Raw genomic sequence first — 21303 nt, 5'->3', positions numbered from 1 at the left:
GGAGCTCGCCGTGGCTGCGGCCGTCCTGGCCATGCTCGTCAACAGCGCCGCCTCCCTCCTGGAGGCCGAGGGCAGCCGGCGGGTGCGCCCGGGCCGACCGTTGGCCACCCAGCCGGTCTACCTCGGCGGCCTCCTGCTCGACGCGGTGGGCTGGGTGCTGTCCGTGGTCGCGCTGCGGTCGCTGCCCGTGGTCACCGTGCAGTCGGTGCTGGCCGGCTCCGTCGCCGTCACCACGGTCGCCGGACGCCGCGGGCGGGTGCGGGACCTCCCCGGCCGCCAGCTGACCGGGGTGGTCGCGGTGGTGACCGGGCTGGTCGTCGTGGCCGCGTCCGCGCGGCCGGGCCGGGCGGAGGTGCTGCCCGCGGCTGCCGCCCCGGTGCTGCTGACCGGGGCTGTGCTGGCCCTGCTCGCCCTGGAGCCGGTGCGCCGCTCCACGTCCGCCCTGCGGACCGCGGCCCTGGCCGGCCTGGCCTACGGCGGGGTGGCGCTGTCCGTGCGCGCGCTGCACGTGCGCTCCACCGGGTGGGGCTCGGTGCTCGAGCTGGCCGCGGAACCGCTGGCGTACGCGGTGGCGGTCTACGGCCTGGTGGGGACGCTCTGGGTGGCCACCGCCCTGCGGGAGGGGGCGGTCGGCGCCGTGACCGCGGTGCTGTCGGTGACCCAGGTGGTGGTGCCCGGGCTGGTGGGCCTGCTGCTGCTGGGCGACCGGGTGCGGCCGGGCTGGGTCCCGGCCCTGGTCGTCGGGCTGGTGCTGACCGTGGTCGGCGTGCTGCTGCTGGCCGCGCGGGGACGGCTCAGCCGGGGAAGCCCACGGTGACCCGAGCGGTCTGCCCGGCGTCCTCGACCAGGGCGACCAGCCGGCCGTCGGGGTCGACGGCGGCGTGCAGACCCGGCGTCCCGGTCGCGGGGATGCGCTTGCCGTGCCCGAGGTCGACGGCCTCCGCCGCGGTGACCGCGCGCTCGGGGAACACGGCGCGGGCGGCCTCGGTGAGCGGCACGAAGCCCGGCCCGCTGCCGGCGAGCAGCGCGGCGGCGGCCTCCTCGACCGCTCGGGCGACGGCCGCGTCGAAGGGGCCCGAGCGGGTGCGGCGCAGGGCGGTGAGGTGTCCGCCCACCCCCAGCGCGGCCCCGGCGTCCCGCGCGATGGCCCGGATGTAGGTGCCGGTGGAGCAGGTGACGTCGACGTCCACGTCGACCAGGTCGGCGGTGGGCCGGCGGACCGCGTGGACGTCGAGGGCGTGCACGGTCACCGACCGCGCGGCCAGCTCGAACTCCTCGCCGGCCCGCACCCGGTCGTAGGAGCGGACGCCGTCGACCTTCACCGCGCTGACCGAGGACGGGACCTGCTGCAGCGCGCCGGTCTGGGCGGCCAGCGCGGCCCGGACGTCGTCCTCGGTCAGGGCCGCCGCCGACGTGGTCGTGAGGACGTCGCCCTCGCGGTCGTCGGTGACCGTGGTCTGCCCGAACCGGACGGTCGCCGCATAGCTCTTGTCGGTGCCCGACAGGTGGCCCAGCAACCGGGTGGCGGCACCCACGCCGAGCACCAGCACGCCGGTGGCCATCGGGTCCAGGGTGCCGGCGTGGCCGACCTTGCGCACCGACAACGCCCGCCGGGCGCGGGCGACCACGTCGTGGGAGGTCATGCCGGGCTGCTTGTCGACCACCAGCAGACCGGGCGGGACGTCGGCGTCGGGCTTGCGGGGGCTCACCGGACCACCGTCGCAGAGGTCCACCGGTCACCGGACACCCGGGCCACCACACCCACCAGGCGCAGCACGACGAACAGCGTCAGGCCGCTCCACACGCCGGCGAGCCCCCACCCCAGCGGCACCGACAGCAGCGAGAGCGGGACGAACCCGACCAGCGCCGCACCGATGGTGACCGTGCGCAGGTACCCGACGTCGCCCGCCCCCATGAGGACGCCGTCCAGGGCGAAGACCACGCCGGCCAGCGGCTGCATCGCAGCCAGGAACCACCAGACGACCGATGCCTGGGCCAGCACCGCGGGGTCGGCGGTGAACAACGGCACCAGCACCGGCCGGACCAGCACCAGGACGACGGCGACCACCACGCCGGTGCCCAGGCCCCACCACACCACCCGCAGGGCCGACCCCCGCGCATCGGCCACCCGGCCGGCCCCCAGGGCCTGGCCGACCAGGGTCTGCGCGGCGATCGCGTAGGCGTCCAGCACCAGGGCCAGGAACAGCCACAGCTGCAGCGCGATCTGGTGGGCACCCAGCTCGGCGGTGCTCGACCGGGCCACCACGGCCGCGGCGACCGCGAACGCCCCCTGCAGGACCGCGGCGCGCAGCAGCAGGTCCCGACCGATCGTCAGCTGGGCGAGCACGGCGGGCAGCCGGGGCCGCATCGGCACCCGCTCCCGGCGCAGGGTGGCCAGGAACAGCGCCGCCGAGACCGACTGGCCGGCCACGTTGGCCACGGCCGAACCCTCCAGCCCGAGACCGGCCGGGTACACCAGCAGCGGGTTGAGCACGAGGCTCACCAGGCTGCCCGCCACCACGAACCGCACCGGGCGACGCAGCTCGGCCACCCCGCGCAGCCACCCGTTGCCGGCCAGCGCCACCAGCAGCATCGGCAGCCCGAGGACGGCGATCCGCAGCCACCCCTCGGCCGCGGTCGCCACCGGGCCCGCACCACCGGCCAGCACCCGGGTCAGGGGTCCGGCGGCCAGCTGGAAGCCCAGGACACCGAGCAGGCCGATGCCCAGCGCCAACCAGGTGGCCTGCACGCCCTCGGCGACCGCACCGGCCCGGTCGCCGGCTCCCGCGCGGCGGGCGGCGCGCGCCGTCGTCCCGTAGGCCAGGAAGTTGAGCAGGCCGACGACCGGGGCCAGCAGGCCCCCGCCGACGGCGAGACCGCCCAGCTGCACCGTGCCCAGGTGCCCGATGACCGCGGTGTCGACCAGCAGGTACAGCGGCTCCGCCGCCAGCACCACCAGCGCCGGCAGAGCCAGTGCGGGGACGGACCGGTTCACAACCGCGCGCGGACGGCGGCGATCGTTCCCTCGCGGTCGAGGTGGGAGGTGAACCCGGCGGCCATGCGGTGCCCGCCGCCGCCCAGCGCCTGGGCGACCGCGGAGACGTCGGTGGCCCCGCGGGAGCGCAGCGACACGTTCCAGCTGCCGTCGGCCGAGCCCTTGAGCACGCAGGCGACGTCGGCCTCCTCGGCCGACCGGATGGTGTCCACCAGGGCCTCGAGGTGGTCGGGGGCCAGCCCGTGCCCGGCCGCCTCCGCGGTGGTGGCCCAGGTCCAGACCAGGCCGGCCCCCGCCGCGGTGTCCAGGGTGGCCCGACCGGCGGCCAGGGACAGCAGCGCGAGCCAGCCGAACGGCGCGGTGTCGAACAACCGCTGGCTGATGCGCGCGTGGTCGATGCCGGTGCCCAGCAGCCGGGCCGCGAGCTCGTGGGTGCCCGGTGACGTGTTGCCGAACCGGAAGGACCCGGTGTCGGCGGCGAGCCCGGCGTACAGGCAGGTGGCCAGGTCGGCGTCCAGCTCGACACCCAGGCCGTCGAGCAGGTCGGCGACGAGCACGACGGTGGCGGCGGCCGCGGGGTCGATCAGCCGGGTGGTGCCGAAGCCCGGGTTGGAGGCGTGGTGGTCGACGACCAGCGAGGCCGGGGCGGACTCCAGCAGCGGCCCGACCTCACCGAGCCGGCGGAGGTCGGCGGCGTCCAGCCCGACCACCAGGTCGGGGGTCGCGGGGAGCTCGGGCGCGGGCACGAGCGTGCCTGCGCCGGGGAGCCAGCCCAAGGAGGCCGGGAGCACGAAGGGTCCGGGGAAGGTGGCGCTGACCCGTGCCCCACGTCGACGCAGCCCCTCGGCCAGCGCCAGGGTGCTGCCCAGCGCGTCGGCGTCGGGCTGCACGTGCGCCGAGAGGACGACGACGGCGCCGTCGTCGGCCGCCCGGGCGAGGACGGCGACGGCGGCACCCAGTGCGCCCTCCGGTGCCACCGGGATCAGCTGTCGCCGGGACCGGACGAGGCGTGCGGCACCTCGTCGGGCTCCTCACCGGGCGAGCCGCCGGCGACGGGGATGGCCGGCCCGCCGTCGGAGGGCTCGTCGGCCGCGATGGAGGCGGCGTTGGCGTCGGTCGCCGGGTCGGCCGACCCGGCCTGCCCCGTACGACCGCCCGCGGTGGGGTCGGTCTGCTCCCCGGGGACCGTGCGCCCGCCCAGGGTGGCGGCGGGCTGGCCCTCGTCGGGGGTGGTCGGGTCCGGGTCGACTGCCTCGGTCACGGGGTGCTCCTCTGCCGGTGGGTGTCGAGCTCGTCGTCCAGCGGGGTGGCGTCGAGGTCGGCGGTGTCGTCGTCGTCCTCGTCGTCCGCAGCGGGCTTGCGGTACGGGTCGGCATCGCCGGCGTAGGCGGCCCCGGCCCGGGCCCGGGCCAGCTCCTCGTCGGCCAGCCGGGCCCGCTCGAGCGCCTCGTCGAGCTCACGGGCTGTCTCGGGGACGACGTCGGCGACGAAGGTCAGGGTGGGCACGAACTTGATGCCGGTCTGCTTGCCCACCGTCGAGCGGAGCACACCGGTGGCGCTGGCCAGCGCGGCGGCGGAGTCCGACACCGCCTCGGCGTCGCCGTACACGGTGTAGAACAGCGTGGCCTCGCGGAGGTCGCTGGTGACCCGGGAGTCGGTGATGGTGACCATCCCCAACCGCGGGTCCTTGATCTGCATCTCGATGGTGGCGGAGACGATCTGGCGGATCCGCACCGCCAGCTTGCGTGCCCGGGCCGCGTCGGCCATCGGACCTCCCCTTCGGTCAGGTGTCGGTGTCGCTGGTCAGCTGCCGGTGGGTGGACAGCAGGGTCACCTCGGGCCGCTCGGCCAGCAGGCGTTCGCAGGCGTCGAGGACGTCGGTCACCTGCCCGGCGTCGCCGGCCACCGCGGCGACCCCGATCTGCACCCGGCGGTGCAGGTCCTGGTCGCCCACCTCGGCGGCGGCGACGGCGAACCGGCGCCGGAGCTCGGCCACGATCGGCTTCACCACGGCGCGCTTGCCCTTGAGCGAGTGCACGTCGCCCAGGAGGAGGTCGGCGCTCAACGAACCGGTGAACACGGGAAGGACCCCCTCCTGCCCACCACGAGCACGCTCGCGGCGGGGCCCGGGAGGGGGCCAGCCGCCGGTGACGACGACTGGCCCCCTTCCGTCACGGCCTCGGCTTCTCGCGCAGCTCGAACGTCTCGATGACGTCCTCGGGCTTGATGTCGTTGAACGACCCCAGCCCGATGCCGCACTCGTAGCCCTCGCGGACCTCGGTCGCGTCGTCCTTGAACCGGCGCAGCGAGTCGACCGACAGGTTGTCGGCGACGACCGCACCGTCGCGGATGAGCCGGGCCTTGCTGTTGCGCACGATCGTGCCGCTGCGCACCAGCGAACCCGCGACGTTGCCGATCTTGGGCACCCGGAAGACCTCGCGGACCTCCGCGCGGCCCAGCTGCACCTCTTCGTACTCGGGCTTGAGCATGCCCTTGAGCGCAGCCTCGATCTCCTCGATGGCCTGGTAGATCACCGAGTAGTAGCGCACGTCGACGCCCTCGCGGTTGGCGAGCTCGGTGGCCTGCCCCTCGGCCCGGACGTTGAAGCCCAGGACGATGACGTCGTCGGCCAGCGCCAGGTCGATGTCGCTCTTGGTGATGCCGCCGACGCCGCGGTGGATGACCCGCAGCGACAGGTCGTCGCTCACCTCGATCTTCATCAGCGCCTCTTCCAGCGCCTCGACGGTGCCGGAGTTGTCGCCCTTGATGATCAGGTTGAGCTCGCGGCTCTCCTTCAGGGCGGCGTCGAGGTCCTCGAGGCTGATCCGCTTGCGCGCCGAGGCGTTCTGCGCGTTGCGGATGCGGGCCTGACGGCGGTCGGCGATCTGCCGGGCCGTGCGGTCCTCCTCCACCACCAGGAACGTGTCGCCGGCGCGGGGCACCGAGGTGAGACCCACGACCTGCACGGGGCGGGCCGGCAGGGCCTCCTTCAGCTTGTTGCCGTGCTCGTCGAGCAGCGACCGGACGCGACCGTAGGCGTCGCCGGCCACGATCGAGTCGCCCTGGCGGAGCGTGCCGCGCTGGACCAGCACCGTGGCGACGGGGCCACGACCCTTGTCCAGCTTGCCCTCGATGACGACGCCCTGGGGGTCCTGCTCGGTGTTCGCGCGCAGGTCCAGCGAGGCGTCGGCGGTCAGCAGCACCGCGGCCTCCAGCTCCTCGAGGCCCTGGCGCGTGGTGGCCGAGACGTCGACGAACATGGTCTCGCCGCCGTACTCCTCGGCGACCAGGCCGTACTCGGTGAGCTGCTGGCGGATCTTGGCGGGGTTGGCCCCCTCCTTGTCCACCTTGTTCACCGCGACCACGATCGGCACCTGGGCCGCCTGGGCGTGGTTGAGCGCCTCGACCGTCTGCGGCATGACGCCGTCGTCGGCCGCGACCACCAGCACCACGATGTCGGTCACCTTGGCGCCACGGGCACGCATCGCGGTGAACGACTCGTGACCCGGGGTGTCGATGAAGGTGATCGGCCGCTCGACGCCGTCGAGCTCGGTGACGATCTGGTAGGCGCCGATGTGCTGGGTGATGCCACCGGCCTCCTTCGCCACGACGTTCGTGTGGCGCAGGGCGTCCAGCAGCTTGGTCTTGCCGTGGTCGACGTGACCCATGACGGTGACCACCGGCGGGCGGGAGTCCCAGTCGTCCTCGTCGCCCTCCTCGTCGCCGAAGGTGAGGTCGAAGGTCTCGAGCAGCTCGCGGTCCTCGTCCTCGGGGCTGACGACCTGGATGACCCAGTCGATCTCGGCACCGAGCAGCTGGAGCGTCTCGTCGTTGACCGACTGCGTGGCGGTGACCATCTCGCCCAGGTGGAACAGGGCGGTCACCAGTGCGGCCGGCTGCGCGTTGATGCGCTCGGCGAGGTCGGTCAGCGAAGCACCGCGGGGCAGCCGGACGGTCTGCCCGTTGCCGCGGGGCAGGCTGACGCCGCCCATCGAGGGCGCCGCCATGGAGTCGAACTCCTGACGCCGCTGCTTCTTGCTCTTGCGCCCGCGGACGGGTCCGCGGCCACCGGGACGCCCGAAGGCACCCGCGGTACCGGCACCGGAACCACCGCGGCCACGGCCACGGCCGCCGCCACCGGGACGGAAACCGCCCGCGGGGGCGCCGCCGCCACCGGGCGCACCGCCACCGCCGCCGGGACGGAAGCCACCGCCACCAGGAGCACCGGGACGGCCACGGCCGCCGGGGGCACCCGGACGACCGGCCGCCCGGCCGGGCATCATGCCCGGGCTGGGCCGCTGCGGCATCATGCCCGGGTTGGGACGCGGTCCACCCGGACCGGCGGCCGGACGCGGGCCACCGGGGCCCGACGGCGGACGGGGCCCACCGGCACCGGGGGCCGGACGGGGACCGCCCTGGCCCGGGGCACCCTGGGACGGCGCGGCGCCACCGGGGGCCTGCGGACCGGGACGACCCGGCGCGGCAGGGCGCGGAGCGCTGCTGAAGGGGTTGTTGCCCGGCCGGGGAGCCGGACGGGGGCCGGGCCGCGGAGCGGCACCACCGGGGCGCGGGGCGCCCTGGCCGGAGCCGGCCTGACCGGGAGCCGAACCACCCGGAGCGGCCGGGCGGGGTGCGCCCGGACGCGGGGCACCCTGGCCGGGACGGGCCTGGGTCGGCGCGCTCGCCGCCGGGGCCTGGGCAGCCGGGGCAGCCGGGGCCTGGGCAGCCGGTGCCTGGGCCGCAGTGGCCTGGGCGGCGGGTGCCTGCGGGGCAGGGGCCTGGCGCGGGCCGGGACGGGGGGCACCCGAGGGGCGACCGACCGGACGCGGACCGGGGGCCGGGGTGGCTGCCGCAGGAGCGCTCGGCGCCTGGGCGGCCGGGGCACCCGCAGCGGGGGCGCTGGCCACCGGGGCGGAGGGCGCCGGTGCGGCCGGACGCGGGGTGGGCCGAGGGCCTGGGGTGGGGGCGCTCGAGGACCCGTAGGCCTCGCGCAGCCGCCGGGCCACGGGGGCCTCGACCGTCGATGATGCGGACTTCACGAACTCGCCCTGCTCCTTGAGCTTGGCGAGCACGGCCTTGCTGTCGACACCGAGCTCTTTAGCGAGCTCGTGTACGCGGGCTTTGCCTGGCACGGGTCTCCTCAGTGGTGAGGCCGGCGGCTGGCCCGCTCGACCTCGTCGTCAGTGGTACATGGTCATCGGTGCGACTTCACGGGTGGGTCATCCGAGGACGTCCTGCTCTCGACGAGCGGACCGGCCGGGTGCCGGTCCGACGGTTGGTGCTGTGCGCTGCCGGTCTGCGCCTGGTCGACGTGGGCCTGCAGCAGGCCGGTCTCCAGCGGGGCGCCGACTCGCAGCGCACGCGGGAAGGCCCGGCGCCGGTCAGCTGCGCGCAGGCACTCGGGGGTGGGGTGCACGGAGGCACCCCGTCCCGGGAGCCGGCGGGCGGGGTCCGGGGTGAGCCGGGAGCCCCGCACGACGACGCGCAGCAGTTCCGTGACCGGAGCGCGTCGCCGGCACCCCACACAGGTGCGGACCGGGATCGGCGTTTCGGCCATCGACGAGTCTAGCGCGCCGACGGCCCGCGGTGTTCCGGGCGCCGGACGGGGCCACCCCGCTGGGGGCCACCCCGGCCCGGCAGGCCGCCGGTCTCGCCGGCCGGCCGCGGTGCCGACCGCAGCGGTGCCCGACCCACGCCCGGGGACACGGTGTCCTCGGTCTCGGGCTGGGCGTCGCTGCGGATGTCGATGCGGCAGCCGGTGAGGCGGGCGGCCAGGCGGGCGTTCTGGCCCTCCTTGCCGATGGCCAGCGACAGCTGGTAGTCGGGGACGACGACGCGGACCGCGCGGGCGGCCGGGTCGACCACCCGGGCGCTCGTGACCCGGGCCGGGGACAGCGCGGAGGCGACAAAGGTGGCCTCGTCGTCGGACCAGTCCACGATGTCGATCTTCTCGCCGTGCAGCTCGCTCATCACGTTGCGCACCCGCTGGCCCATCGGGCCGATGCAGGACCCCTTGGCGTTCAGCCCCGGGACCGAGGTGCGGACGGCGATCTTGGACCGGTGACCGGCCTCGCGGGCCACCGCGACGATCTCGACGCTGCCGTCGGCGATCTCGGGGACCTCCAGGGCGAACAGCTTGCGCACCAGGTTGGGGTGGCTGCGGGAGATGGTGACCTGGGGGCCGCGGAAGGTGCGGGCGACCGACACCACGTAGGCCTTGAGCCGGCTGCCGTGCGGGTAGGTCTCGCCGGGCACCTGCTCGGTGGAGGGCAGGTTCGCCTCGACCTTGCCGATGTCGAGGAGGACGGTGCCCTCGTTGTTGCGGCGCTCGTGGGCCTGCACGATGCCGCCGACGATGTCGCCCTCCTTGCCGACGTACTCGCCGAAGGTCTTCTCGTGCTCGGCGTCGCGCAGCCGCTGCACGATGACCTGCTTGGCGGTGCTGGCCGCGATCCGGCCGAAGTCGGTCGGGGTGTCGTCCCACTCGTGCACGACCTCGCCGTCCTCGCCCAGCTCCTGGGCCAGCACGGCGACCTCGCCGCTCTTGCGGTCGATCTGCACGCGGACGTGCTTGGCCGCGCCCTCGGCGTGCCGGTAGGCGGTGACCAGCGCGGTCTCGATCGCCAGCAGCACGGTGTCGGCCGGGATGCCCTTCTCCCGCTCGACCGCCTTGAGGGCGGTCACGTCGATGTTCACTGCTTCTCCTGGTCCTGGGCCGCGTCGGCGGCCCCGTGGTGCTCGTGGTCGTGCTCGTCGTCGTGCTCGTCGTCCAGCTCGTCGACGTCGTCCGCGGTCAGCGGCTGGTCGTCGTCCTCGTCGGCCGGGCCCTCGTGCACGAGGTGCTCGTCGCGGTGGCCGGCGGGGCGGTTGAACTCGACCTGCACCCGCCCCTCGCCCAGCTCGGCCCAGGTCAGGGCGCGGTTGCCCACGGCCTTGCGGACCTGGCCCTTCTTGGCCCCGCCCTTCTCCACCGCGAGGGTGACGGCGTCCTCGTCGACCGAGACCACCCGCCCGACCAGCTCGGCCCCGCCGACCGTGGTGGTGACCAGGCGGCCGACGTTGCGCCGCCAGTGCCGCGGCACGGTGAGCGGGCGGTCGACCCCGGGGCTGGTCACCTCGAGGACGTACGGCGAGCGGCCGAGGTCGTCGTCCGCGGTGTCCGCGTGGGTGTCGAGGACGTCGGACAGCGCCCGGCTCACCTCGGCGACGTCGTCCAGGCTCACCCCGCTGTCCCGGTCGACGACCACGCGCACCACGAACCGGTTGCCGGCGGCACGGACGTCGAGGTCCTCGAGGTCGTACCCCGCGGCGACGACCACCGGGGTGAACCAGGCCGACAGCCGCTGGGCGGCGACGGGACCGGATCGGGAGCCGGACGACGTGGACACCGGGGCCTCCTCGGGCTGGCTGGTGGTGGCGAGCGGCGCGCGACCCGGGCGGACCGGGGATCGGGCACCGGGCGCGGCGACGGCCGCGGGGAGCCGCGGCGGAAGGCCCACGGTACCGCCCGCACGGCGGCTCCCGGCCCGGCGGGCGCGCCTGCACCCGGGCCGACTGCCAGGATGTGCCCGATGTCCACCCGCCCCGCCCACCCGGCCACCACGGGGACCCCCACCCGCCGGTCCTTCCTGGTCGGCGTCGGGGTCCTCCCGGTGCTGGCGGTGGTGTCGGCGTGCACCGGCACCGCGCCCGGGGCCGACGCGGTCACCCCGGCCCAGGTGGACCGGCTGGCCGGGCAGGTGGCCGTCCAGCAGCAGCTGGTCGCCGCCTACGCCACCGCCTTCGCCGCCGCCCCCGAGCTCGCCACCGCGGCGACCGACCTCGCCGACCAGGCGCAGGCGCAGCTGGACCGGTTGCGGGACGCCGCCCCGTCGGTCACCGGGTCCCCGACCGCCGCCTCGTCCACGGCGGCGTCCCCGTCGGCGTCCCCGTCGGGCGCCCCGCGGGCCGACCTCCGCGCGCAGGTCGCCGCGGCGGCGGACTCCCACGCCACCGCGTGCCTCGAGTTCACCGGGGCCCGCGCGGCGCTGCTGGGCAGCATCGCGGCGGGCCTCCGCGGGCAGGACGGGCTGCTGGCATGACCACCCCCTCCTCGGCTGCCTCCTCGGCTGCCTCCTCGGCTGCGCCGAGCTCGTCGGACGACGGCGAGGCCGGGTCGGCCCGGGCCGAGACCGCCGCCCTCCAGGACGCCCTGGCGGCCGAGCACGCCGCCGTCTGGGGCTACGGCACCGTGGGCGCTGCCCTGGAGGGCGGCGACCGGTCCGCGGTGGGGACGGCGGCGCAGGCGCACCGCGACCTCCGCGACCGGCTCGCGGCCCTGCTCACCGACCGCGGCGCCGACCCCGTGGCGACGGAGGCCGCCTACCAGCTGCCGTTCCCGGTGCTGTCGGCCGTCGACGCCGCCACGCTGGCGGCTACCCTCGAGGAGGGCACGACCGCGGCGTGGGTGTGGGTGCTCGACCAGGCGGCGCAGCGCTCCGTGCGCGAGCTGGGGGTGGCCTCCGCCTCGGCCGCCGAGGTCCGGGCGGTCGCCTGGCGCCGGCAGGCCGGCACCACCCCCGTGACCTCCGCGACCCCGGGCCTGCCCGCCGCCTGAGGCTGCGAGCCGGCTGTGCGGACCCGATGATCGGGCGCATGCCAGCCGAGCCCCAGACCGGTCCCCCCGCCGACCCGCTCGCCGCGCAGGAACCGGGCCGCCGGTTCCCCACCGCGCGGGGTGCCCTGCCCCTGCCGGGGACCGCCGACCTGCCCGAGCCCCGGCCCCTGCGGAAGGTCCTCGGCCCCGGCGTCATCGGGGCCGGCATCGGCCTGGCGTCGGGTGAGTTCGTGCTCTACCCCTACATCGCCAGCGAGGTCGGGCTGTCGTTCCTGTGGGCGGCGTTCGTGGGGGTGACCCTGCAGCTGTTCATCAACATGGAGATCGAGCGGTACACGCTGGCGACCGGCGAGACGGCGCTGACCGGCTTCTCCCGGCTGTGGCGGCACTGGGGCCTGGTGTTCGGCCTGCTGACGATCCTGGCGAACCTCTGGCCCGGGTGGGCCACCAGCTCGGCCACCGTGCTCACCTACGCGGTGGGCGGGGGCGACGTCACCCTGATCGCGCTGCTCATGCTGGCCTCGATCGGGCTGGTGCTCACCCTCTCCCCGGTCGTCTACACCGCGGTCGAGAGGATCGAGTTCGTCAAGGTCGGCGCCGTGCTGGCGTTCGTCGTCATCGCGTTCGTCGCGGTGGTCGGCGCCGACGACGTCGCGGAGACCACGCGGGTGGTCACCGACTTCGGCTCGGTGCCCAGCCAGCTCGGCCTCGCGCTCGTGCTCGGCGCGCTGGCCTTCGCCGGGGGCGGCGGTGGGCAGAACCTGGTGCAGAGCAACTGGATCCGGGACAAGGGCTTCGGCATGGGCGCCCGCATCCCCCGCCTGGTCTCCCCGGTGACCGGCGAGGACCAGGCGAAGCCCTCGACCGGGTTCCTGTTCCCGGCCACCCCCGACAACCTCCGCCGGTGGAAGGGGTGGTGGCAGGTCGCCAACACCGAGCAGCTGGTCAGCTTCTGGTTCCTGACCTGGCTGACCATCTCGGCGACGTCGGTCATCGCCTACGCGACCGTGTTCGGCGCCGACACCCCCGGCAACGACATCAGCTTCCTGCAGACCGAGGGCCAGGTGCTGGCCGACACCGTGGGCGGCTGGTTCGGCACGTTCTTCTGGTGGATCGGCGCGGTGTCGCTCTACGCGGCCGCGCTGGGCATCTGCGACTACACCGCCCGGCTGGTCGCCGACACCGTCAAGGTGAGCTACCTGGCGGGGTCGCAGCGGTGGAGCGAGAGCCGGATCTACTCGACGGTCGTCTGGGGCCTGCTGGTCGTCGGTGCCGCGGTGCTGCTGTCGGGCTTCGACCAGCCCCTCGTGCTGCTGGTGATCAGCTCCGTCGTCGGCGGCTTCATGATGTTCGTCTACTCGATCCTGCTGATCCGCCTCAACCGCACGGCGCTGCCGGCCGCGATCCGCGTGCGCGGGTACCGGCTGGTCGTGATGGTGCTCGCCGTCCTGGTCTTCGGCGGCATCTCCGCGGTCATCATCGGCAACCAGGTGCTCAACCCCGGGGGCTAACCGGTCAGGCCGGCCAGGAACGCGTTCGTGACCTGCACGGCGACGCTGCTGGACTGGCCGGCCTCGACCAGGACGGCGAAGGCGATGTCGCCCTGCGGCCCGCCGAGCTGGTAGCCGACGAACCAGCCGTGGGAGTCCGGCGGGGTGTTGCTCCCGAACTCCGCCGTGCCGGTCTTGCCGTACACCTCGCCGTCGCCGGACAGCCCGCGCGCCGTGCCCGAGAGGACCACCTCGCGCATCATCGGCCGCAGCTGGTCGAGCACTGCCTGGCTCGGCCCGGTGGGGGCCGCACCAGCCGGGTCGCCGCCGACCACCTCGACCGGCGCCGCCGGGGTGCCGCTGGCGATGCCGGCGGCCACGAGCGCCATCTGCGCCGGGCTCATCAGCACCTCGCCCTGGCCGATGGCGTCGGCGGCCTTGGTGGTGCCGGTGCTGGTCGCCGGCACGCTGCCGGAGAAGATTCCCACCGGCAGCTGCCAGTCGGTGCCCACGCCGTAGCCCGCCGCCGCCGCGGCGAGTGCGTCGTCGGGCAGCGTCAGGGCCTGCTGGATGAACGTCGTGTTGCAGGACTGGGCGAAGGCCGTGGTCAGCGGCACCGTGCCGAGGTCGAACTGGTCCTCGTTCTCGAACTCGCGACCGTCGACGGTGGTGGTGCCCGGGCAGGGCACGGCGGTGTCGGGGGTGACCGTGCCGGCCGAGAGCAGCGCGGTCGCGGTGATGGTCTTCATGCTCGACCCGGGCGGGAACTGCCCGGACAGCGCGTTGCCGGCGTTGGCCGCCCCGTTCGAGCTCACCGCGAGGATCTCCCCCGTGCCCGGCCGCACGACCACCAGGTGGGTGGCCAGCGACTGCCCCGCGACGGCAGCGTCGGCGGCGTTCTGGATCGCCGGGACCAACGGCACCTGCAGCGGGGTGCCGGCGACCGGGTCGACCGAGTCCACGACGGTGCCCGTGTCGCCCGTGGTGGTGTCCAGGCTGATCACGCTGACCGTGAACCCGGCGGTGCCGGTGAGCTGCTCCTGGTAGGCCCGCTGCAGCCCGGACAGGCCCAGGGCGTCACCGGCGGCGTAGAGCGGTTCGCCGTCCTCGCCCGTGGTCTCGTCGATCGCCTCGGCGGTGGCGTCGCCGACCCGCCCCAGCAGCGCTGCGCCGAACTGGGCGGTGGGGGCCAGCAGGCGGGTCGAGGTGGGGAAGACCGCGCCGGGCAGGTCGAACACCTGGGCCCGGATGGCCTCGAAGTCCGGCCGGCGCAGGGTGATGACCGGGACGAACTGGCCGTCGCCGGCCGCTTCGACGTCGGCGGTGATGGTGGCCGGGTCGATGCCCGTGGCCGCCCCCAACGCCGAGGCCAGCGACGGCAGGTCGGTGACCTGGGCCTTGTCCACCCCGACGTTCACCACCTCGGTCTCGGTGAACAGGGGTGCGCCGGTGGCGTCGGTGATGGCCGCCCGCTCGGGCAGCGACCGGGTCAGCTGCAGGTGCTGCCCCTCCACCAGCTCGGGGTGCACCACCGTGGGCTCGGCGACCACCTGCCACGGCGCGTCGGCGTCGGCCCGGGTGAGGTCCAGGGTCGCCGTGTAGCTCCAGTCCGGGGCGGCCGCGAGGTCCCAGGTCGCCGTCCAGCCCACGGTGGCCGCGGTGTCGTCGTCGCCGGTGACCGCCACGTCGCCCAGCTCGGCCGACAGCGTGGCGTCGGGCAGGTCCGTGGCGGTCTGCTGGAGCAGGGTGGTGGTGGCCGCGGCGTCGTCGGTGTCGCCGGCCGCGGTCTCGAGGTCGCCGCCGGACCACGCGTCGAGGAAGGCCTGCGCGGCCGACCGCGCGCCGTCGGCCGGGTCGTCCGAGGAGCAGGCCGCCAGCACGGGGCCGGCCAGGACGGCCGTCGTCACCAGCAGGACCGTGCCCCGTCGTGTGCTCACCCGTGCACTCTGGCACGGAGACCTGGCAGTCCTAGAACAACACCGAGGCGTACGTGCCGACGTCGCGGAAGCCCACCCGGTGGTAGGCGGCGCGGGCCGCGGCGTTGAAGTCGTTGACGTAGAGGCTGACCACGGGTGCGATGGCCCGGCGGGCGTACTCGACGACCGCCGCGGTGCCGGCCTGGCCGATCCCCCGCCCCCGGTGCTCCGGGGCCACCCAGACGCCCTGCACCTGGCAGGCCCGGCGCGAGACCGCACCGACCTCGGCCTTGAACACCACCGCGCCGTCCTCGATCCAGGCCAGCGACTGGCCGGCCCGCACCAGCTCCGTCACCCGGGCGCGGTACCCGGCGCCGCCGTCCACCCGCAGCGGGCTGACCCCGACCTCCTCGGTGAACATCGCGATCGCCGCCGGCAGCAACGTCTCGAGCTGGGCCGGCCGGACCGGCCGCACGCGCGGCTCGCCGGCGACCAGCGGCGGCCCGTCGATCGCCAGCAGGGGCTGCCGCGGCCGGATGTCCCGGGCCGGCCCCCAGTGCGGGGACAACCTGTCCCACAGCGGCGAGACCGTGCCGACCGGGCCGACGATGGTCGAGCAGCGCCGACCGGCCCGGCGCGCCCGGTCGGCGAAGGCGCGGGCGGCCTCCACCTCGACGCCGGGTCGGGCGAACGGGATCAGGTTCGCCCCGGCCAGGCAGACGGCGTCCAACCGGCCGGGGGCGCCCAGCCCCCACAGCGGGGCGCCCAGGGACGCCGGGTCGACCCCGTGCGTCTCGACCCGGCCGGCGAGCATGCAGGTGGCCACCGGGTCGGTGTCCAGCAGGTCGCGGACGGCCCGTTCGTCGGAGGCGTCCAGCACCCGGGCGGCCCGGGCGCCCAGCACCGTCACGTCGGTCAGGAGACGCTGACGGTGGGGACGCCGGAGGCGACGCCCTCGTCGGCCTGCTGCTCGGCGATGCGGAACGCCTCCTCGATGAGCGTCTCCACGATCTGCGACTCGGGCACGGTCTTGATGACCTCGCCCTTGACGAAGATCTGGCCCTTGCCGTTGCCCGAGGCGACGCCCAGGTCGGCCTCGCGGGCCTCGCCCGGGCCGTTGACGACGCAGCCCATGACGGCCACGCGCAGCGGGATCTCCATGCCCTCGAGCCCGGCGGTGACCTCGTCGGCCAGCTTGTAGACGTCGACCTGGGCGCGCCCGCACGAGGGGCAGGAGACGATCTCGAGCCGGCGCGGCTTGAGGTTCAGCGACTCCAGGATCTGCAGACCGACCTTGACCTCCTCGACCGGCGGCGCGGACAGCGAGACCCGGATGGTGTCGCCGATGCCCTGCGAGAGCAGCGCGCCGAAGGCCACCGCGGACTTGATGGTGCCCTGGAACTGCGGGCCGGCCTCGGTGACGCCCAGGTGCAAGGGGTAGTCGCACTGCTGGGCCAGCAGCTCGTAGGCGCGCACCATGACGACCGGGTCGTTGTGCTTGACCGAGATCTTGATGTCGCGGAAGTCGTGCTCCTCGAACAGCGAGCACTCCCACAGCGCCGACTCGACCAGCGCCTCGGGCGTGGCCTTGCCGTACTTCTCCAGCAGCCGCTTGTCGAGCGAGCCGGCGTTGACCCCGATGCGGATCGGGGTGCCGTGCTCCTTGGCCGCGCGGGCGATGTCGCCCACCTTGTCGTCGAACTTCTTGATGTTGCCCGGGTTCACCCGGACGGCGGCGCAGCCGGCCTCGATCGCGGCGAAGACGTACCGCGGCTGGAAGTGGATGTCGGCGATCACCGGGATCTGCGACTTCTTGGCGATGATCGGCAGCGCCTCGGCGTCGTCGGTGTCGGGGACGGCGACCCGCACGATCTGGCAGCCGGACGCGGTCAGCTCGGCGATCTGCTGCAGCGTGGCGTTGATGTCGGCGGTCTTGGTGGTGCACATGGACTGCACGCTGACCGGGGAGTCGCTGCCGACGCCGACGCCTCCGACGTCGAGCTGGCGGGTCCTCCGCCGGGGGGCGAGGACGGGGGGCGGGGGTGCGGGCATGCCGAGTGCGACGGTCACGGCTCCAGTGTCCCCCCTACTGCGAGATCGTGATCGGGTTGACGATGTCGGCCACCAGCAGCAGACCCGACAGCGCGATGAACAACCCGGCCACGACGTAGGCCACCGGCATCAACCGGGCGATGTCGAAGGGCCCGGGGTCGGGCCTCCCGCGCCGGCGGGCGACCGAGGCGCGGACCTTCTCGTACAGCGCGCCGGCCACGTGCCCGCCGTCCAGCGGGTAGATGGGCAGCAGGTTGAACAGGAACAGCACCAGGTTGACGCTGGCCAGCAGGCCGAGGAAGAAGCTCAGCTTCTGCAGCCCGGTGAAGTCGGAGAAGGCGAACACCTCACCCGAGATGCGCCCCACCCCGACGATGCCGATCGGGCCGTTCGCGTCGCGCTGGTCGCCGAGGAACGCGGCCCCGAACAGCGCCGGGATGCGCTGCGGGATCTCGACCAGCTTGTCGACGGAGTTGGCCACGATGTTGCCGAAGTAGCCGGGCACCTCGGTGATCGACTGCCGGGCGAGCGTGTCGGCCGGGCTCACCCCGAGGTAGCCGGCGGAGACCGTGCCCTCGCCGTCCAGGTCGGCCACGGTGTTGGGGATCGGGGTGACCTCGACCTGCCGCTCCTGGCCGTCGCGCTCGACGGTGAGGGTCAGCTGCTGGTCCGGCGCGGCCCGCACCGCGGTCTGCACCTGGGTCCAGGAGTTCCACGCAGTGGGGTCCAGCGCGCGGCCGTCGACGGCCGTGATGGTGTCGCCGGGACGCAGCCCCGCCTCCGCGGCCGGGCTCTCCGCCGGCAGGGCGCAGTCCGCCGTCCCCGCCTGGCACTCCTGGCCGGCGTCGGCGCCGCTGGTGACCAACGGCACCGAGCAGAGGTCGAACTCGGGGTCGTCCTGCAGCCGGTCCAGCGACTGGGCGTTCGAGGGGATGACGCACGCCGGGACCGTGGCCAGGGTGGTGGTCAGCACCTGCGTGCCGATGGTGGTCAGCGTCAGGGTGAACAGCACGACGGCCAGGAACAGGTTGTGCAGCGGGCCCGCCGACATCACGACCACCCGCTGCCACCAGGGCTTCTTGTAGAAGACCCGGTCGCCGTCGGTGGGCAGCACGTCGTTGAGCGCCGCGCCGCGGACCTCGGCGATGAAGCTGCGCATGCGGGTCGCGCGCTTGCTCTCGCCCTCCTCGGCCGGCGGGATCATGCCGACGATGCGGATGTAGCCGCCCAGCGGGATGGCTTTGACGCCGTACTCGGTCTCGCCGCGGCGCCGCGAGAACACGGTGGGCCCGAAGCCGACCATGAACTGCGGCACCCGCATGCCGAACTTCCGGGCCCAGTAGAAGTGCCCGAACTCGTGGAAGCCGATCGAGAACAGCAGGCCGACGAAGAAGGCGACGATCCCGAGGACGGTCAGCAGGATCCCGCTCAGGTCAACCTCCGGCGATCGCGCGACGGGCGTGCTCCCGGGCCCAGTTCTCGGCGGCCAGCACGTCCTCGACACGGGTGGGGACGCCGAGGTCCGGCGCCGCGTCGAGGGTACGCGCGATGACCTGCACGATCCCTGGGAACCGCAGCCGACCCGCCAGGAAGGCGGCGACCGCCTCCTCGTTGGCCGCGTTGAAGATCGCCGGCACCACGCCGCCGGCCTCCCCCGCCGTGCGCGCCAGGGCGACGGACGGGAACGCGTCGGTGTCCAGCGGGGCGAACTCCCACGTCTGGGCCGTCGACCAGTCCAGGGCCGGCTGCACGTGCGGGAGCCGGTCGGGCCAGGCCAGCGCCAGCGCGATCGGCAACCGCATGTCCGGCGGGCTGGCCTGCGCGATGGTCGCGCCGTCGGCGAACGTGACCATCGAGTGCACGATCGACCGCGGGTGGACGACGACGTCGATGTCGGCGTAGGGGACGTCGAAGAGCAGGTGCGCCTCGATCAGCTCGAGGCCCTTGTTGACCAGCGTGGCGCTGTTGATCGTCACGACCGGGCCCATGGCCCACGTCGGGTGGGCCAGCGCCTGCTCGACCGTGACGTCGGCGAGGTCGGCGGCGCTGCGGCCGCGGAAGGGCCCGCCGCTGGCGGTGAGCACGAGCCGGGCGACCTCGCCGCGAGCACCGCTGCGCAGGCACTGGGCCAGCGCCGAGTGCTCGGAGTCGACCGGCACGAGCTGCCCGGGTGCCGCGGCCGCGGTGACCAGGGCACCCCCGGCGACCAGCGACTCCTTGTTGGCCAGGGCGACGGTGCGCCCGGCGGCCAGGGCGGCCAGCGTGGGACCGAGCCCGATCGACCCGCTGATGCCGTTGAGGACGACGTCGGCCGGCCGGGCGGCGAGCTCCTCGGCCGCGCGGGGTCCGGCCAGGATCTCGGGCAGCCGGTACCGGCCCTGGTTCCACCCGCGCTGCTGGGCGGCGGCGTAGAAGGCGAGCTGGAGGTCCTGCGCCGCGGTGGCCCGCGCGACCGCGACGGTGTCCACCTGCAGCGTCAGCGCCTGCTCGGCCAGCAGGGCGACGTCACCGCCCCCGGCGGCCAGCCCGGTGATGCGCAGCCGGTCGGGGTTGGCCCGGGCCACCTCGATCGCCTGGGTGCCGATGGAGCCGGTGGACCCCAGGACGGTGACCGTGCGGGGGTCGCTCATGCGGCCATCCTCGCCGACCCGCCCGGCTGCCGCGTGCGGCGGGTGCGGGCCTGCCATGATGGCCCGGTGAGCACGGACGACCACCTCGGCCAGCAGACCAGCGCGACCGTCGTCGCCCAGTCCAACCGCGAGGAGGCGATCGTGCGGGCCGGCTCCGAGCCGGTGCACGACGCCGACCGCCCCGAGGACTGGGGCTGGCACGGCGAGACCGGCCGCAAGGGCCGCATCGGCGTCTTCTTCGCCGCCCTCGTGCTGTTCTCGATGCAGTTCACCAACCACGAGGGCAACGTCGAGAACATCTGGCTCAACGTCATCGCCGTCGGGCTGCTGGTCATCCTGGTGTGGGACTGGCGGCGTCGGAAGAACGCCTGGCGCTCGAAGTAGGAGAAGGACCCTGCCGTTCCATCAGGCGTCGGCAGCGCCCAGCTCGATCGTGGGTTCCAGCTGCGGCTGGGGCAGGGCCACGCCCGGCACCGAGAGCTCCTCGCTGGCGGCGAGCTGGCCGCAGGCGCCGTCGATGTCCTGGCCGCGGGTGTCGCGCACCGTCGTCGAGACCCCGTGCGCCTTCAGCCGGGCGACGAACTCCCGCTGCGCGGGCAGCGGGCTGGCGTCCCACTCGCTGCCCGGCGTCGGGTTCAGCGGGATCAGGTTCACGTGGGCCAACCGCTTGGCCAGCCGTGAGCCGAGCAGGTCCGCCCGCCAGGGCTGGTCGTTGACGTCCCGGATGAGCGCGTACTCGATCGAGTAGCGGCGGCCGGTCGTGCGGGCGTAGGCGTCGGCGGCCTCGAGCACCTCGGTCACGTTCCACCGGGTGTTCACCGGCACCAGCGTGTTGCGCAGGTCGTCGTCGGGGGCGTGCAGGCTCACCGCCAGGGTGATGTTGAGCCCCTCGTCGGTGAGCCGGCGGATCGCCGGGACCAGCCCGACCGTCGAGACGGTGACCGATCGCTGCGCCAGCCCGAGGCCGTGCGGGGCCGGCGAGAGCAGGGCGTCGAGCGTGGTGCGCACGCGGTTGTAGTTCGCCAGCGGCTCGCCCATGCCCATGAACACCACGTTGGACAGCCGCCCGGGGCCGCCCGGGATCTCGCCGGCCGCCATCGCCGCGGCGGCGGCCACCGCCTGGCCGATGATCTCGGCGGCCGACAGGTTGCGGGTGAGCCCGCCCTGGCCGGTCGCGCAGAACGGGCAGGCCATCCCGCAGCCGGCCTGGCTGGAGATGCAGACGGTGGCCCGCTCGGGGTACCGCATCAGGACGCTCTCGACCAGCGCGCCGTCGTGCAGGCGCCACAGCGTCTTGCGGGTACGCCCGCCGTCGGCGCTCTGGTGCCGGACGACGGTGAGCAGCCCCGGCAGCATGGCCTCGACGAGGTCGGCCCGCGCCGCGGCCGGCAGGTCGGTCATCGCCGCCGGGTCGGTGACCCCCGCGTAGAAGTGCCGGGCCAGCTGGTCGGCGCGGAAGGCCGGGTGCCCCAGCTCGACCACGGCCGCCCGGGCCTGGTCGCGGGTGAGGTCGGCGAGGTGCCGCGGGGGCTTCGCGGCCCGGCGGGGGGCGTCGAAGACCAGGGGCAGCGGGGCCCGGGGCGCAGAGGTATCAGCAGTCATGACCGCACCACTCTCCCACCGG

General features: G+C 74.8%; 21 protein-coding genes and 1 pseudogene. 5 read left to right on the top strand and 17 right to left on the bottom strand.

Going from position 1 to position 21303, the window contains the following annotated elements; genetic code table 11:
* Nucleotides 1–10: 10 nt before the first annotated feature.
* On the top strand, nt 11–817 hold the full coding sequence (locus BLS67_RS08530; protein ID WP_131801697.1) for a hypothetical protein: 807 nt from the start codon (nt 11–13) through the stop codon (nt 815–817).
* Here the strand turns inward: BLS67_RS08530 and truB are convergent.
* The 11 genes and pseudogenes from truB to rimP all read right to left on the bottom strand — a co-directional run bounded on the left by truB (nt 795) and on the right by rimP (nt 10383).
* Nucleotides 795–1709, bottom strand: a complete 915-nt coding sequence (gene truB / locus BLS67_RS08525) for a tRNA pseudouridine(55) synthase TruB (protein ID WP_091243208.1) — start codon at nt 1707–1709, stop codon at nt 795–797. The genes BLS67_RS08530 and truB overlap by 23 nt on opposite strands.
* On the bottom strand, nt 1706–2995 hold the full coding sequence (locus BLS67_RS08520; RefSeq protein ID WP_091242968.1) for an MATE family efflux transporter: 1290 nt from the start codon (nt 2993–2995) through the stop codon (nt 1706–1708). Before BLS67_RS08520 ends, truB begins: the two co-directional genes overlap by 4 nt.
* Nucleotides 2992–3972, bottom strand: a complete 981-nt coding sequence (locus tag BLS67_RS08515; RefSeq protein WP_242653928.1) for a DHH family phosphoesterase — start codon at nt 3970–3972, stop codon at nt 2992–2994. The genes BLS67_RS08520 and BLS67_RS08515 overlap by 4 nt, the downstream gene beginning before the upstream one ends.
* Nucleotides 3973–3977: 5 nt before the next feature.
* On the bottom strand, nt 3978–4256 hold the full coding sequence (locus BLS67_RS08510; protein WP_091242960.1) for a hypothetical protein: 279 nt from the start codon (nt 4254–4256) through the stop codon (nt 3978–3980).
* Nucleotides 4253–4762: a 30S ribosome-binding factor RbfA gene (rbfA, locus tag BLS67_RS08505; protein WP_091242956.1), complete on the bottom strand. Its 510-nt coding sequence runs from the start codon at nt 4760–4762 to the stop codon at nt 4253–4255. The genes BLS67_RS08510 and rbfA overlap by 4 nt, the downstream gene beginning before the upstream one ends.
* 16 nt (nt 4763–4778) lie before the next feature.
* Nucleotides 4779–5075 (bottom strand): DUF503 domain-containing protein, encoded by a 297-nt coding sequence (locus BLS67_RS08500; protein ID WP_091242952.1) that lies wholly within the window; start codon nt 5073–5075, stop codon nt 4779–4781.
* Nucleotides 5076–5166: 91 nt separating this feature from the next.
* Nucleotides 5167–7002, bottom strand: coding sequence for a translation initiation factor IF-2 (infB, locus tag BLS67_RS24375; protein ID WP_242653935.1), 1836 nt, complete (start codon nt 7000–7002; stop codon nt 5167–5169).
* Nucleotides 7003–7983: 981 nt separating this feature from the next.
* A pseudogene (locus tag BLS67_RS24715) lies at nt 7984–8127 on the bottom strand (translation initiation factor IF-2 N-terminal domain-containing protein); the annotation flags it as partial.
* Nucleotides 8128–8189: 62 nt separating this feature from the next.
* A complete protein-coding gene (locus tag BLS67_RS08490; protein ID WP_091242945.1) occupies nt 8190–8552 on the bottom strand; it encodes a YlxR family protein in 363 nt (120 codons plus the stop codon).
* Between the two features lie 8 nt (nt 8553–8560).
* A complete protein-coding gene (nusA, locus tag BLS67_RS08485) occupies nt 8561–9691 on the bottom strand; it encodes a transcription termination factor NusA (protein WP_091242942.1) in 1131 nt (376 codons plus the stop codon).
* Complete coding sequence (gene rimP, locus BLS67_RS08480) at nt 9688–10383, bottom strand: ribosome maturation factor RimP (protein WP_091242939.1); 696 nt, start codon at nt 10381–10383, stop codon at nt 9688–9690. The genes nusA and rimP overlap by 4 nt, the downstream gene beginning before the upstream one ends.
* A gap of 183 nt (nt 10384–10566) precedes the next feature.
* On the opposite strand from rimP, the gene BLS67_RS08475 reads away from it, so the two are divergent.
* Genes BLS67_RS08475 through BLS67_RS08465 form a run of 3 tightly spaced genes read left to right on the top strand, consistent with a single transcriptional unit; the run spans nt 10567 to nt 13102 of the window.
* Complete coding sequence (locus BLS67_RS08475; protein ID WP_091242935.1) at nt 10567–11076, top strand: twin-arginine translocation signal domain-containing protein; 510 nt, start codon at nt 10567–10569, stop codon at nt 11074–11076.
* Complete coding sequence (locus BLS67_RS08470; protein WP_091242931.1) at nt 11073–11591, top strand: ferritin-like domain-containing protein; 519 nt, start codon at nt 11073–11075, stop codon at nt 11589–11591. The genes BLS67_RS08475 and BLS67_RS08470 overlap by 4 nt, the downstream gene beginning before the upstream one ends.
* A gap of 38 nt (nt 11592–11629) precedes the next feature.
* Nucleotides 11630–13102: an Nramp family divalent metal transporter gene (locus tag BLS67_RS08465; RefSeq protein WP_207500416.1), complete on the top strand. Its 1473-nt coding sequence runs from the start codon at nt 11630–11632 to the stop codon at nt 13100–13102.
* Here BLS67_RS08465 and BLS67_RS08460 read toward each other — a convergent pair.
* The 5 genes from BLS67_RS08460 to dxr are packed head-to-tail and all read right to left on the bottom strand — an operon-like array spanning nt 13099 to nt 19679.
* Complete coding sequence (locus BLS67_RS08460) at nt 13099–15018, bottom strand: penicillin-binding transpeptidase domain-containing protein (RefSeq protein WP_091242927.1); 1920 nt, start codon at nt 15016–15018, stop codon at nt 13099–13101. The two genes, BLS67_RS08465 and BLS67_RS08460, sit on opposite strands and share 4 nt — an antisense overlap.
* A gap of 31 nt (nt 15019–15049) precedes the next feature.
* Nucleotides 15050–15907, bottom strand: a complete 858-nt coding sequence (locus BLS67_RS08455) for a GNAT family N-acetyltransferase (protein ID WP_242653927.1) — start codon at nt 15905–15907, stop codon at nt 15050–15052.
* A gap of 5 nt (nt 15908–15912) precedes the next feature.
* Nucleotides 15913–17067, bottom strand: a complete 1155-nt coding sequence (ispG, locus tag BLS67_RS08450) for a flavodoxin-dependent (E)-4-hydroxy-3-methylbut-2-enyl-diphosphate synthase (RefSeq protein ID WP_165617516.1) — start codon at nt 17065–17067, stop codon at nt 15913–15915.
* A 16-nt stretch (nt 17068–17083) separates the two neighbouring features.
* Nucleotides 17084–18553 (bottom strand): M50 family metallopeptidase, encoded by a 1470-nt coding sequence (locus BLS67_RS08445; protein ID WP_242653926.1) that lies wholly within the window; start codon nt 18551–18553, stop codon nt 17084–17086.
* The gene (gene dxr, locus BLS67_RS08440) at nt 18483–19679 is read right to left on the bottom strand and encodes a 1-deoxy-D-xylulose-5-phosphate reductoisomerase (protein WP_091242923.1); all 1197 of its coding nucleotides are present in this window, start codon (nt 19677–19679) and stop codon (nt 18483–18485) included. Before dxr ends, BLS67_RS08445 begins: the two co-directional genes overlap by 71 nt.
* A gap of 66 nt (nt 19680–19745) precedes the next feature.
* Here dxr and BLS67_RS08435 point away from each other — a divergent pair, with 66 nt between their 5' ends.
* Nucleotides 19746–20063 (top strand): DUF2631 domain-containing protein, encoded by a 318-nt coding sequence (locus BLS67_RS08435; RefSeq protein WP_091242919.1) that lies wholly within the window; start codon nt 19746–19748, stop codon nt 20061–20063.
* A 21-nt stretch (nt 20064–20084) separates the two neighbouring features.
* On the opposite strand, the gene rlmN is transcribed toward BLS67_RS08435, so the two are convergent.
* A complete protein-coding gene (rlmN, locus tag BLS67_RS08430) occupies nt 20085–21281 on the bottom strand; it encodes a dual-specificity RNA methyltransferase RlmN (RefSeq protein ID WP_091242915.1) in 1197 nt (398 codons plus the stop codon).
* Nucleotides 21282–21303: the final 22 nt, after the last annotated feature.

The organism is Klenkia soli (assembly GCF_900103975.1).
In the GTDB taxonomy this organism is placed as follows: domain Bacteria; phylum Actinomycetota; class Actinomycetes; order Mycobacteriales; family Geodermatophilaceae; genus Klenkia; species Klenkia soli.
Note: the sequence above shows the minus strand (reverse complement) of the source record. Positions and strands in the feature narration are given on the sequence as shown.